Raw genomic sequence first — 13,597 nt, 5'->3', positions numbered from 1 at the left:
ACGGGCGATCGAGCTTGTAGTTCCTGCGTCGCTGGTCATCGTGGACATCCAGCGCGGCGGCCCGTCCACCGGCCTGCCCACCAAGACCGAGCAGGCCGATCTGCTGCAGGCGATGTACGGGCGCAACGGCGAGGCGCCGGTGCCGATCGTGGCTCCGAAGACGCCGGCCGACTGCTTCGACGCGGCGCGCATCGCGCTGACGTACCGTACGCCGGTCTTCCTGCTGTCCGACGGCTACCTGGCCAACGGCTCCGAGCCGTGGCGCCTCCCGGAGGGCGACGAACTGCCCTACCTGCGGGTGCAGTTCGCCCACGGCGCGAACACTGGGCTGGGGCTCGACGTACGGGCCAATCACCGCGGCCGTCCGGCGTGTACGCCGCGACGGTGACCGTATCGCGCAGGCGCATCTGCGCTGCCGGTGCCTGTACCGCCATTCTCGCCAAGCCTGGCCAGGCTATGGCTGAGGAGGCAAGTGCCACAGCATCACGGTGCCGCGCGGTCCTACGGCTTTCCCCGGGAACGACCATTGTCGTGGCAATATGCGACCGGCTCTGTCCGTGAGCCACCGGGTTGCTCGGAGCACCGTCCACGCGGGTGATGCGTGCCGCTCGGGTGTCAGGAGCCGGAGCCCTTCTTGCAGAAGCGGTGCCCAGCCCAGCTGGCACCCAGCGCCAAGGCCGGCAAGCTGATGGTGGGAGCTGCGCCTCTGTGCCGTCGTCCGGCTTGTATGGGGTCTCCGAGGTTGTTGCGGGCCTGGAAGGTGAGTTGCCGGGTGGAGAGGTCGGTCAGTGAGGACTGAAGCTGTGCGGGTCCGTGGATCAGGGTGCCGAGCAGGTGGAGAGCTGTCTGGGAGGCTTGTTCTTCGGAAAGAGTTTCGAGGATGAGGTCCCGCATGACGTTTCTGAGGGTGCCGTGCAGGGCGGTCGAAAGTTTCAGTTTGGGGTAGAGACAGCGCACCGATCCTTCGATGTTCGCGACGGATTTGCCGACGACGGAGGTCAGCGGGGTGATCTGGATGCCGCGCTGGGAGGAGTAGCGCAGCAGGGTCATCAGGGCGACGCCGAAGTTGAGTTCGTCCAGGGAGGCGTCGGTCCAGTGGGGGACGATCCGGCTGATGTCTTGCAGGAAGGCTGAGGGGTTGCTCCATGGGGTGGCGGTGCCCAGGCTTACCCAGTGCCGAGCCATGGCCGCTCCGTCGTTCTGGGCCAGGGCGAGGAAGACCCCGAGGGTGGCGAGGCTGGTGCCGCGGTCGATGCGTCCGACCATGCCCCAGTCGATCAGATGGGCTTTGCCGTCGGTGCTGACGATGATGTTTCCGGGGTGAGGGTCGGCGTGGAAACGGCGGTCGATGAAGTAGCCGCGGAACATGAACTCCATGAGCTGGTAGGCGATGGCCTTGCGCTGCTTCTTGCTGAGTTCGTCCGGCTTGACCCGGTTGACGGGAGAGCCTTCCGCGAAGGTTTGCACCAGCACCCTGGGCGTGGCGGTCAGGGCTTTGGGGACGCAGACCCGTTTGAAGTCCTTGGCGGCTTTGCGGGCGTCCTTCATGTTGCGGGCTTCCCTGGTGAAGTCCAGCTCGTCGTGCATGACGGTGAACAAGACCTCCAGCATGGCGCCAATGTCGACGACTTCGTTGAAGTGCGGGGCGGCCTTGGCGAACAGGCGCACGGCCGTCTTCAGGACCGACATGTCGCCGAGTACGGCTTCGTGTGCCTCCGGCCGTTGTATCTTCACGACACACGCGCGGCCGGAGGCGTCCACTGCCTTGTAGACCTGGGCCAGTGAAGCCGACCCGAGGGGCTCTTCCGTCCGGATACTCTGAAAGCCCGCGCGCCAGCGGGGGCCGAGGTCCTGTTCCAGTACGGGCTCGAAGCGCGCGAACGGCTCAACGCGGGCCTTGTCGTTGAGGTTTTCCAGCTCATCCCGGATGTACTGCGGGACGAAGTCGGGGCGAGTGGCCAGGATCTGGCCGACCTTGACGTACAGTGGCCCCAGTTCCTCCAGGGTGCGCCGGATGTGCCGGGCCCTTTCCGCTTTGCCGGCGTCCGGTGACGGCTGCGCCTCGGGCCGCCTGCCCCGCGAACGCGCCGCCCGGGCGGCCTCGGCGCCGGCGAGCCGGGACACGATGCGGGCGGTACGGCGGGTACGCCCTTTGGGCATGCTGCCTCCCTGCGGGCGTATGCCGCCACTTCCGAGCCGGTGCTACCTGCTGGCTGCGCTGTCCTTGCGGTGGTCGGAAACGGTCGAGGTGAGCGCGGAGACCTGCTGGGTGAGCTGCTCCATCTGCTCGGTTAGGGCGCCGATGTGGCGTCGGTTCTGCTTCGCCTGCGCCTTGGCTCCCTTCTTCCTCTTCTTTTTCCTTGTGCCGAGGGCTGTATCGATGCCTTTTCGGGTGTCCTTGTTCATGCGCCTGACGCCCTTCGACATCCTGTCGAGGGCGTTCTTTTTCCTTGCCATGATGGACCTTTCTCGTCGTGTATTCGGATGCGCGAAAACCCGCGCGCATCGATCGCTGCACCGTCTTGATGTCAGCTTATTGCTGCTGTCTTGGGTTCACCCGACGTACCGTCGTCCGCGAAATCATCGAATCCTGCTGTGGGTGGCGCAAGATCTCTAATTCCGACGCCGTCGACGGAAACGCCTGCGGCGAACAGGGCACGGCACTTCTTCTTCGGGGTTCGGCGCTCTTCGACGTTAACGCGGCCGGATACCGTAACGTCAACGGCGCCTCTCGTGAACGGCGGAAAAGCGCTCCCGCTTCGCTTCTGGCAGCTCGTATCACCAGGCACTGTACGAGACGTGCGCATCTGCCGTTTCGCAATGACCAGGATGGGAGTAGGTGTCAGGTTGTGACTGAGCGAGGTGAGGCGCAGAGCCCATGTTTGACGCCTGAGCGGCATGAGTGTTCGCGTGAGGCGCTTCGTGGCCGTCTATGGTCACTGTGATGCTCCTTTCTGGCCACTTGAGGGGCGCGTTTGAGGCGCGGCGAGAAATCCGCAGTGCGCCGAGCATTCTTGGCGCCCCTCGATCGCGCTGCCGTGCGCCGTCTGCGCGCCTTCGCTGCTTTTCGCCGGAATATATCCAGCGTGACGTCCGGATTTCGGGGTAGAGCGGATGGAGGCTTGGTCCTCCGACTTCGAAGGGCGAATGGCATATGCCTGAAATGGAAACCGTCTCCGGAAACGCGAACGCCTTTTTTGTGAGGCGATCCGCCGACTCTGCCGCAGATGATCTCCATCGTCGACGCGGCGATCGCAGACAGCGACCGACTGGTGATCGTTCACTGCGGGCGCAACGAGCACTTCACCTTCACCGGCCGGCTCCGGGATCTGGGAGGCGCGGCGGTGCCGGTCGCCGAGTGGGCTTACAGCACCGCCATCGCCGAGTGAGAAAACCCTCCTAGCCAGACGCTTCGCTGCGGTTTCGGTGTTCCTCTCCATCATTCAGGGACCCGCTGCGGCTGACGGCGCCCTTGGGTGGCCCGTTGTGTGAAGGCTCGCCGGAAATTCAGCGATGTGCAGTTTTTCGTGACCGAGAAAGGAAGTCCCGCAGATGACGGATAACAGGACGGTTGAGCCCATCGCGGTGGTGGGGGCAGGGTGCCGCTATCCAGGGGGAGCTCATTCTCTGGAGGCACTGGAGGAGTTGCTGTTCGCCGGGCGCGAGACGGTCGGTGAGGTTCCTGCTGCCCGGTGGTCCCAGGCGGAGCTGGCGGTTCTTCCGCCGGCGGTGGCCGACCGGATGCGGTGGGGCTGCTTCCTCGACGGCGACGTGTACGCGTACGAGCCGGAGTTCTTCGGCATCAACGCCCAGGAAGCCGCCTGGGTGGACCCCCAGCAGCGCTTGCTGTGGGAGGTGACGTGGGAGGCGCTGGAGCACGCGGGCATTCCTCCGCTGTCCCTGGCCGGCTCGCGGACGGGGCTGTATTTCGGGCTCATGAGCCGGGACTACCTGCTGCGCAGTCAGCAGCCGTTGGCAGCCAGCGACCCTTATGCTCTGTATGCGGGCATCGACAGCATGGGGCTGGGCCGACTGGCGTTCTTACTGGATGTGCGAGGGCCTCAACTGCCCTTCGAGATGGCCTGCGCCTCCAGCCTGGCCGGGGTGCACCTGGCGTGCCAGGGACTGCGGGCCGGAGAAGCGGACCTGGCGCTCGCGGGCGGAGTGATCTTGCATCTGCTGCCGGAGACCACGGCCACCATGGCGCACTGGCTGGCGTTCTCGCCGACCGGCCGGTGCAGTGCCTTCGACGCCGCCGCCAACGGCTACGTGCGCGGCGAAGGCTGCGGCGTGGTGGTCCTCAAGCGATACCGGGACGCTGTCCGCGACGGTGACCGGATACTGGCGGTCCTGCGCGGCTCGGCGATCAACCAAAACGGCCGGGACACCCGCCTGACGGCGCCGTCGCTGCGGGCGCAGCAAGCGGTCTACCAGCAGGCTCTGCGGCGCGCCGGTGTCGCCGGGCACGAGGTCGGTCTGGTCGAGGCCCACGGAACGGGAACGGCGGTCGGAGACCCGATCGAGTTCGCCGCGCTGGCCTCGGTCTACGGCACGGGGAAGGACGGCTGTGCCCTGGGAGCGGTGAAGACCAACCTCGGGCACGCGGAGCCGGCAGCCGGGCTCGCCGGGCTGCTCAAAGTGATCACCAGCCTGCGTCGCGGGATCATTCCCGCGACGCTGAACTTCTCCCGGTGGAACCCGCAGATCAACGCAGGCGACACTCGGCTGTTCGTCCCCACAAAGGCCGCGTCCTGGCCGGTGCAGGGGACCGCCCCGCGGCTGGCCGCCGTATCAGCGTTCGGGATCAGCGGCTGCAACGCGCACATGCTCGTCGAGCAGGCCCCCGCCGCCCGGTCCGTCACGCGTTCGCGCTGCGCGCTGCCCCGCAGCCCACAGGTGCTCTCCGAAGGCTCAGGGGATCCCGACAACCATCTGTTCCTGCTCTCCGGCGGTACCCCTGGTGCGGTGCGCAGCGGCGCGGCTCGCCTGGCGGACTGGCTGGAGCAGCCCGGTATACAGCCTGCTTTGGAGGACATCGCCTACACGCTGGCCGCAGGCCGCTCGCACAACCGCTGCCGCGCGGGTGTCGTGGCCGACTCACACCAGCAACTCGTGGCCACCTTGCGGGCGTGCTCGCGCGGCGAAGCGGCCCCAGGGCTCGTGGAAGGAACGTCACTGTCGCAAACCGGTCCGGGCCCGGTGTGGGTGTTCTCAGGACACGGCTCACAGTGGGCCGCGATGGGCCGCAACCTGCTCGACCAGGACCGCGGCTTCACGGCCGCCGTCGACGAGCTGGAACCTTTGATCGCCGCCGAGTCCGGCTTTTCCGTACGTCAGGCGTTGCTGGCGCCACAGGTGGTGACCGGGGCGGACACGGTACAGCCCGTGATCTTCGCCGTGCAGCTGGGCATCGCCGCCATGTGGCGCGAGCGCGGCGTGCGCCCGGCTGCCGTCATCGGCCACTCCATGGGGGAAACAGCTGCTGCCGTCGTCGCCGGCGCCTTGAGCACCCGGGACGGGGTCAAGGTCATCTGCCGCCGCTCCCGGGTGATCACACGCCAGCTGGTCGCCCGTACGCCGAACGCGGGCACCATGGCCTCGGTCCTGCTGCCGAGCGAACGCGTGGCCTCGGACATTGCGGCCAGCGGCATCAGCGGGGTCGAGACAGCCGTGCTGGCATCCCCGTCCACCACGGTGGTGGGCGGGGACGCCGCCCAGGTGCGCAAGCTGGTCGCCTACTGGGAGCAGCGAAACGTCTCCGTCCGCCTGGTCAACGTCGACTATGCCTCGCACACCCGCCACATGGACCCGGTCCTCGGCGAGATGACCAACGCTCTGCGCGATGTCGTGCCACGGACGCCGACCGTCCCGTTCTACTCGACGGTGCTCAGCGATCCGCGCGCCGAGGCGCTGATGGACGCCGACTACTGGGTGGCCAACCTGCGCCAGGTCGTCCAATTCGAGCCCGCCGTGCGGGCTCTGGCCGAGGACGGTCACCGCCTGTTCGTCGAGGTGTCCCCACACCCGCTGCTGACGTCCGCCCTCCAGGAAACCCTGACCGACTTGGCGCTCAGCGATGCTGTCGTGCTTGCCTCGATGAGCAAAACCGCCAACTCGCCGCAGGCGTTCACCGCGCAGATGGCCGCGCTGCACTGCTCGGGCCACCCCCTGCCCGTGGAACGTCTCGCGCCGCACGGCACATTCATCGACCTGCCCGCCACCTCCTGGGAGCGGCGCCACTTCGAGATCACCCCCGGTGACCGGCCCGGCACGTCCGCGCCGAGGGCTTCCTCGGCACACCCTCTGCTCGGCGTCCACCTGGCCGACCCGGCACGGGACGGCACGCACTACTGGCAGTCCCGGATCGACGTCGAAGACCTGCCCTGGCTCCAGGACCACAAGGTGGACGGCACCTGCGTACTGCCCGCCACAGCCATGATCGAGATGGCGCTGGGCACCGCCGTCGATCTGTTCTCCACCGAACCGGCCGGCGTGCGCCTGGAAGACATCGACCTACGGCACCTGATACCGCTGACCGAAGCGACCGAGGTCACCTGCAACGCACGCAAGGACCGCGACGACAGTGCCCGGTGGGAGATGGGCGTATCGAGCGGCCAGGGGACGAACACCGTCCATGCCACTGCCCGGCTGCGCCGACAGGCGACACCGCCCCGCCGACAGGACATCGACCAACTGACGGCCAGGCACCCTCACGACATCGCAGTGGAATGGGTGTATGCACGCCTGCGGGACGACTTCCGTCTGCAGCACGGCACGGCCTTCGCCGGGCTGGTCACGGTCCGGCACAGCGACGCCCGCGAGCCCATGAGCCTGCTCGCCGAGATCTGCCTGCCCGACGCGGCGCGCGGGCAGGCGCGCCAGATGCACTCGCACCCGGTGACGATGGACATCTGCGGCCAGGCGGGCGTAGCAGCCTGGATGACCGGACGCGGCCTCGGCGAAGGGATGCTGCTCCCCGTGCGGCTGGCCCACGTCGCCGTCCACGGTGACACGGTGCAGGGACGCTACTGCCACGTACGCCTGGAACAGGCCGAAGAGCAGGCGTGCACGGCCCACATCGACCTCCTGGACGCGGACGGCAACGTCCTGGCTGAACTGGGCGGCCTCCAGTACGTGCGGCGCCCTGCCCAGTCGGCCCAAGACACCTTTAACAGCCGCCTGCTCCAGCCACGGTGGGCTCCCACGCCCCTGCCGGCGGCCACCCCCCTCGCCTGCGGCAACTGGTTGCTCCTGGACGCCGCGGGGACCGGCACCGCCGCACGCGACCTGGCCGCAGCCCTGGGCACCGAGGACGGGCCTTGCGCCGTCGCAGTGCTGAGCACACCGGACGGCCAAGGGCCGAGGGAGCCCGCACTGTCCGACTTGCTGCACCGCAGCTGCCCGTCCGAAGTGGTGGTGATCTTCCCCAGCACTGAAGACACCGGCGCGAGCTCGGCACCTGACCGCGCCCGGCAGGCTGTCGGCAGTCTCCTGGCCGAGATCGTCCAGCCGCTGCTGGCCGCCGGGCACCCCAGCCCGCCCCGCCTGCGGGCCGTCACTCACCGTGCGCAGCGCGTGCGCCCCGGCGACATCCCGGACCTGGGGCAGGCGGGAGTGCGCGGGCTGATGCGCACCCTCAGCTACGAGCATCCCCAGTTGCACCCGGCCACCGTGGACATCGATGCGTCCACCACCACCGACGTGCTGGCCCGTGAGCTGCTGACCTGCCCCGACAGTCAGGACGACGTCGCCTACCGAGACGGGCGGCGGTACACCGCACGCCTGGGCAGCGAGCCCCTGGGCGAAGCCGACCTGCACCAGGTCCGGGCCGACCACGCCCACGACGCTCTGGCCCTGCGGCCGCAGTATCCCGGCGACCCCGACTCTCTGCGACTGACCGCGGAGCCCCGCAGGGCCCCGGCCGCCGGAGAAGTGGAGATAAGGATCCAGGCGACCGGCCTGAGCTTCATCAACATGCTCAAGGCGTTCGGCCTCTACGATCAGTTTCGCGTCCCGGGCGGCGATCTGCCCCCCGACACCTTTGAGTGCGCCGGCACCATCACGGCAGTGGGCGAAGGCGTCTGCGACCGCCGCATCGGCGACCGGGTCGCGGCCTGGACCACCGGCAGGCCCATCACCTCATTCGTCTCCACCCCCGCCGGAGTGACCCTGCCTCTGCCCGACGAGGTGACGCTGAACGACGGCGCCGCCCTGCCGCACGCCTACACCACCGCGCAGTACGCCGTCCACCATCTGGCCCGCCTGCGCCGCGGAGAGACGATCCTCGTTCACAGCGCCAGCGGCGGAACCGGCCTCGCCGTCATCCACCTCGCCCAGGCCCTGGGCGCCACGGTCCTGGCCACCGCCGGCTCCGAGCACAAACGCGAGAGCCTACGGCACCTGGGCATCGAGCACGTCATGGACTCTCGCACCCTGGACTTCGCCGACCGCGTACGCGAACTCACCCACGAACGTGGCGTGGACGTCGTCGTCAACTCCCTGACCGGTCCGGCCCAGAGCGCGAGCCTGGACCTGCTCGCCCCGCACGGCCGCTTCATCGAACTCGGCAAACAAGACATCTACGCCAACACCCGCCTCGGCCTGCTGCCCTTCCACCGCGGCATCACCTTCACCAGCATCGACATGCTGGCCGTGGGCGCCCACAACGCCCCGCTTGCCCAGACCCTGTGCGCCGAAGTAGCCGACCTGCTGCGAAACGGTGCCCTTGCGATGCTCCCAGTCACCACCTACCCCGTACAGGACGCCGCGCGTGCCTTCCGGGCCATGGCCACCGCACAGCACACCGGCAAACTCGTCCTCACCTGGCCCGAACGGGGCAGCATCACCGTCCCCGTCCGACCGCACGATGCGACCGTCGTCCGCGACGACGGCAGCTACATCATCACCGGCGGCCTGGGCGGCCTGGGGCTGCTCGCCGCCCGCTGGCTCGCCCACAACGGCGCGCCGCACCTCGTGCTGTCCGGCCGCTCCCGCCCGAGCCGCAACGCCCAGCAGATCATCGGGGACCTGCGGACTGCAGGCACCCGCGTCGACGTCGTCAACGGGGACATCGCCGAGCCGGCCACCGCACCCCGGCTCGTGGCCGCCGCAGCCGTCGACGGGTACCCGCTGCGCGGCGTTCTGCACTGCGCAGCCGTCGTCGAGGACGCCACCGCCGCACGCATCACCAAGGACCTGCTCGACCGCGTCTGGCGGCCCAAGGTGAACGGCGCCTGGCACCTGCACCACGCCACCTTGGACGCGGACCTCGACTGGTGGGTCGGCTTCTCGTCCATCGCCTCCGTCCTGGGCAGCCCCGGGCAGGGCGCCTACACCGCCGCCAACGCCTGGCTGGACGAGTTCATCACCTGGCGCCGCGCCCAGGGCCGGCCCGCCACCGGCATCAACTGGGGCCCCTGGGCCCGTTACGGCCGCGGCAGCGGCATGGAGGAACGCGGCCACATCATGATCGAACCCGACGATGGCATCGCCGCCCTGGAACAGATCCTGCGCCACGACCGCCCCCGGACCGGCTACAGCCCGCTCGACATCGCCCACTGGCTCGCCTCCTACCCGGACACCGCGACACTGGAGTACTTCGCCGACCTGACCACCACGGCCCACGGCTCGGGCAGCGCCCCCCCAGCCGATGCCGATGGTCTGCTGGCCGCCCTGCACGAAGCACCACCGGACGACCGCCGCGCCCTGCTACGGGACCGGACCGCCCAGCACATCGCCGACGTGCTGCGCCTGGACGCCTGCGATCCCAACGCCTCGCTGACCCTGCTGGGCCTGGACTCCCTGCGGGCCGTGGAGATACGCAACCGGCTCCAGCGCGAACTGCGCCTCACCTTCCCGCAGACCGCGCTGTGGACCCACCCCACCGTCACAGCGCTGACCGACTACCTCCTGGGCCAGCTCACCGAGCAGCACAACCTGCCCACCACTTCTGCCGCCTGAAAACCGCAAGCAGCGGACAGCGTGCCCGAAGGAGTACGACGGATGACCGAAGCGAACCAACCAGGCCACCCGGAACCCACCGCCAACCAGGTACGCCTGAAGAAAACTTGGCGCCCACCGCGATCGGCTGGCACCAAACACGACGGGCCGCTCACCGAGCCGCCCGATGTCCAAAAGCCACCCGTACGGCACTGGCCCCCAGCAGTGCAACACGGCCGCACCCCCGCATCGTGCCGAACAGCACACATGCCGGCACCTGGCTACTGATCACCACCGCGGACTCTGCACCCGAAGACCCCCTGGCGCACCGCATAGGCCAGGCACTGGAGGATCGCGGCGGACACTGCACCATCATCGGGCGGAAAGGCGGTCATCGGACAGCTCACCGGGGCCACCGGCATCATCGCCATCGCCCCGTTTGGCCCGGCAGCGGACCGGACGGGCAGCGGGGCCGACCACGGGCTCACTCGCTGGCTGACCCGACTGATCTGCCACCTGCCCGACCTTTCAGGCACACCGCCACGCCTCTGCGTCGTGACCCGCACCACCTCCGGCGGCCCCCCCCACAACCAGCCGCTGATCAGCAGCTCTCGGAGACGCTGCACACGATCAGGGCCCGCTATCCCCGCCTACCGACCACACACATCGACATCAACGACACCACGGCTGCCCAAGACGTCGCTGCAGCCGTCCTGGCGGGCACCGCAACCGAGGAACAGAACACGCAGTGGCACGGACACCGCTGTACCGCCAGGCCGCGGCAGCAGAGCACCGAAGCATGAGCTGAGACGAGAACGCTCCTCTCCCGGCCTGGGGCATGTTGGCCGCTTAGGAAGAGCGAACGGGCGGGCACAGGGCCGCAGGCTCCCGAAAACGCGTCAGCTCCGCTTCCGGCCCCCGCCCCACCCCGGCGCACCGGCCTGGAAACAAGGCGCCGGCCGCTCCATTCAACAGCTGGGCACCGGCCGCGGCCCGGTCATCGGGAAGGAAGAGATCACCGTGCTGAGTACGCCTCGCGGGCTGCTGTTCTGGCTCGTCCTGATCATCTTGCTGTTCCTCATCGCCATCGCCCCCGTCCAGACCGCTCACACCCTCATCGACCTCGCCCACGGCATCGGCAAGTTCTTCACCGGTCTGAAGAAGTTCATCGAAACTCTCAGCGCCTAGCAACTCCTTTGAGCACGTACCGAATCAGAGAGGAACGGCCATGCGCATCCTGCTGTTCGTGCTCGTCTGCTGCGCGGTCCTGGCTGCCGCGAGCTGCACTGCCTTCCCCGCCACGGAGTCCGACACGCGCCCTCTTCCCGCCTGGTCCTCACCTCTTCCCACACAGCCCGCCGCCGAGCCCACACCGCCCTCACACCCCGCGACCATCACGGTGACTCCGACCTACGTCGTGCGTCCTCACCTCACGGTTGTCGCGCCCGGACCGGCCACTCCCACCGTCACCGAGACGCACCGGCGCAGTGACCCTCCTTCCCCTTTGCCCACCCCGTCCGCCTCTCTGCCCACCTGCCCGGCCACATCGGCGACCGCTTCGCCGACATCGCCCGTCTCGCCCTGCCCCTCGAAGCCTTCACAGACCTCCACGCCGGACCCCACCCCTTCGGGTGGGGAGCCGACAACGGCAGCGGCTTCGGAGGAGACGCCTTCCGGCGCGCCCTCGTGCCCTGAAACAGCTCCTTGACCCTCCAGACCTGCGGCGGTGCCGGTAGGAATACCCGATCAGGTGGATTATGCGAGGGTGTCACCGGTATCCCGTGACCTGCAGCCGCTCGCCGGAGTAGGAATGTGTTGTCGCCGTGGGGAATGGGGGCGTGATGGAGGTCAGGAATGTGCGGCACGCCTATGGGCACCGTGACGTGCTGTGCGGGGTCAGCCTGGACTTGGGCCCGGGCATACTGGTTGGAATCGTCGGTGAGAACGGGGCGGGCAAGACGACCCTGTTGAAGATTCTCTCCGGCGAGCTCATAGCCGATGCCGGTACGGTGCGTCACCGGGGCAGGTTCGGCTACTGCCCGCAGGCCACCGTCCTCAATGACGCCCTCACCGTTCGCCAGCATCTGGAGTACTTCAAGGTGGCCTACGGCTTGCGCGACCTGCGGCATGCCGAAGGGCTCATGGAGGAGCTTCACTACGGTGAGTACGTCGACGAGCGGGCTGGTGTTCTCAGCGGTGGAACCCGGCAGAAGCTGAACCTCACGCTGGCGCTGATGCACGAGCCGCAGTTCCTCCTGCTGGACGAGCCCTACCAGGGGTTCGACTGGGAGACGTACCAGCGGTTCTGGGACCTGGCCACCCGTCTGCGTGCAGACGGCCGTTCCGTCCTCGTGGTCTCGCACCTCGCCTACGACACCGTGCGTCTCGACAGGATGTGGCGTCTGGACAGCGGCCTCCTTCAGGAAGAGACCATGGAGCCTCCTGCATGACCCGGCTGCCTGGCGACCGCCGTCACCGCACGTTCTTCTTGACCGCGGTCCGCCACACATTGATCGAGCACCTGCGCAACAAGTTCGCCATGATGCTCATCGCGGCGTTCGTCCCGCTGTGGACCGCGCTCGCCTTCTGGTCCGTCCCCGGCACTCCGACCCGCTTCCGGCTGCGCGCGACCGGCGGCCTGCTGGCTCCGCACGGCAACGAGCTCACCGAGATCACCGGCGCCCTCAACGCGGTCACGCTGATCCTGGGGTTCATGATGTTCTCGGCCTCCTTCACCAGCGGTCACTTCGACCGACGGTTGGTCCTGGCCGGCTACCCCCGCGTCCACCTCGTCCTTGCCAAACTCACCGCGCTGACCCTGGCCTCCGCCGTCGTGGCCGCCTACGCAACCCTCCTCACCTGTACCTTCTGGTCACCCCGCCAGCCTCTCCTCCTCGCCGCCGCCCTTTTCGGCGCCGGCGTCACCTACGGGGCCCTCGGCGTGGCCTTCGGCTCACTGCTGCACCGGGAAGTGGAAGGCATGTTCGCCATCTCGATGACCAGTGTCATCGACCTGGCCCTGCAAAACCCCCTCTACAGCTCCAGCTCCGACGGCAGCATCGTCGCTCTCCTGCCCTCCTACGGCGCCATGCAGGCCGCTACCGCCGCCGGGTTCTCCACCACCGCGCTGCCCTCCTACCTCGCCATCCAGACCGGATGGTTCACCGCAGCAGCACTCGTCGGTCTCTTCGCCTTCCACCACCGCACCCGAACCACCCTCAACCACAGCCGGCGGTGCACTACCGTTCCGCCACCGCGCTCCGAAACCGCACCGCAATCCGACAAGTGTGAGGGCAGCGACTACAAGAGTTGATCCAACAGGCGGGAATACGGTGATGACGTGGCGGGGCGCCGAGGCTGACCGGCTTGGCACCACGCCGGTGACGGCAGCAAGCCGCCCCCGCATTCAGCTCGGCGAGCTGAACACCAAGGAACGCAGCTGATCCTCCGCTCGTTGAGCAGCGCTCACCTCCACCACAACCCGCCCGAGTACCCGTCAGTCCGCACCTGACTATCGAAAAACTGCCACGGCCGTACCCCCGGACGCCGCCCCGTCAACTTCAGGCAAAGCACGTGTGAGTGATTTCCCGGGTCACGACGGGCTTGTGGCAGCGCACTGTCCGAGGTGGACAAGAGGAAGACTTTCTTCTCATGATTG

The 13,597-nt window shown here is 68.2% G+C and carries 6 protein-coding genes and 2 pseudogenes; 6 read left to right on the top strand and 2 right to left on the bottom strand.

The genetic code is table 11. The features are described 5' to 3' along the window. Nucleotides 1-4: 4 nt before the first annotated feature. Nucleotides 5-413 (top strand): annotated as a pseudogene (locus tag CP984_RS03825) (hypothetical protein); the annotation flags it as partial. Between the two features lie 202 nt (nucleotides 414-615). Here the strand turns inward: CP984_RS03825 and CP984_RS03820 are convergent. Next, the gene (locus CP984_RS03820; RefSeq protein WP_226048607.1) at nucleotides 616-2,124 is read right to left on the bottom strand and encodes an ABC1 kinase family protein; all 1,509 of its coding nucleotides are present in this window, start codon (nucleotides 2,122-2,124) and stop codon (nucleotides 616-618) included. 78 nt (nucleotides 2,125-2,202) lie between these two features. After that, nucleotides 2,203-2,406 carry a hypothetical protein gene (locus CP984_RS03815; protein WP_129821015.1) on the bottom strand — a complete coding sequence of 68 codons (204 nt, stop codon included), beginning with the start codon at nucleotides 2,404-2,406 and terminating at the stop codon, nucleotides 2,203-2,205. A gap of 809 nt (nucleotides 2,407-3,215) precedes the next feature. On the opposite strand from CP984_RS03815, the pseudogene CP984_RS41135 reads away from it, so the two are divergent. The 5 genes and pseudogenes from CP984_RS41135 to CP984_RS03800 all read left to right on the top strand — a co-directional run. Beyond that, nucleotides 3,216-3,389, top strand: a pseudogene (locus CP984_RS41135) (DUF5988 family protein); the annotation flags it as partial. 163 nt (nucleotides 3,390-3,552) lie between these two features. Further along, nucleotides 3,553-9,960 carry a type I polyketide synthase gene (locus CP984_RS03810; RefSeq protein ID WP_032920506.1) on the top strand — a complete coding sequence of 2,136 codons (6,408 nt, stop codon included), beginning with the start codon at nucleotides 3,553-3,555 and terminating at the stop codon, nucleotides 9,958-9,960. 999 nt (nucleotides 9,961-10,959) lie between these two features. Beyond that, nucleotides 10,960-11,127 (top strand): hypothetical protein, encoded by a 168-nt coding sequence (locus tag CP984_RS41130; protein ID WP_003980819.1) that lies wholly within the window; start codon nucleotides 10,960-10,962, stop codon nucleotides 11,125-11,127. A 653-nt stretch (nucleotides 11,128-11,780) separates the two neighbouring features. After that, nucleotides 11,781-12,389, top strand: coding sequence for an ATP-binding cassette domain-containing protein (locus CP984_RS03805; protein ID WP_030182064.1), 609 nt, complete (start codon nucleotides 11,781-11,783; stop codon nucleotides 12,387-12,389). Beyond that, nucleotides 12,386-13,252 carry a hypothetical protein gene (locus tag CP984_RS03800; RefSeq protein WP_003980817.1) on the top strand — a complete coding sequence of 289 codons (867 nt, stop codon included), beginning with the start codon at nucleotides 12,386-12,388 and terminating at the stop codon, nucleotides 13,250-13,252. Before CP984_RS03805 ends, CP984_RS03800 begins: the two co-directional genes overlap by 4 nt. Nucleotides 13,253-13,597 lie beyond the last annotated feature (345 nt).

Origin of the sequence: Streptomyces rimosus (assembly GCF_008704655.1) — a bacterium.
Taxonomy (GTDB): domain Bacteria; phylum Actinomycetota; class Actinomycetes; order Streptomycetales; family Streptomycetaceae; genus Streptomyces; species Streptomyces rimosus.
Note: the sequence above shows the minus strand (reverse complement) of the source record. Positions and strands in the feature narration are given on the sequence as shown.

What these genes read in the sequence shown, in the direction of transcription:
- CP984_RS03805 (WP_030182064.1), top strand. Translation starts at nt 11,781, where the DNA reads ATGGAGGTCAGGAATGTGCGGCACGCCTATGGGCACCGTGACGTGCTG.
- CP984_RS03810 (WP_032920506.1), top strand. Translation starts at nt 3,553, where the DNA reads ATGACGGATAACAGGACGGTTGAGCCCATCGCGGTGGTGGGGGCAGGG.
- CP984_RS03800 (WP_003980817.1), top strand. Translation starts at nt 12,386, where the DNA reads ATGACCCGGCTGCCTGGCGACCGCCGTCACCGCACGTTCTTCTTGACC.
- CP984_RS03815 (WP_129821015.1), bottom strand. Translation starts at nt 2,406, where the DNA reads ATGAACAAGGACACCCGAAAAGGCATCGATACAGCCCTCGGCACAAGG.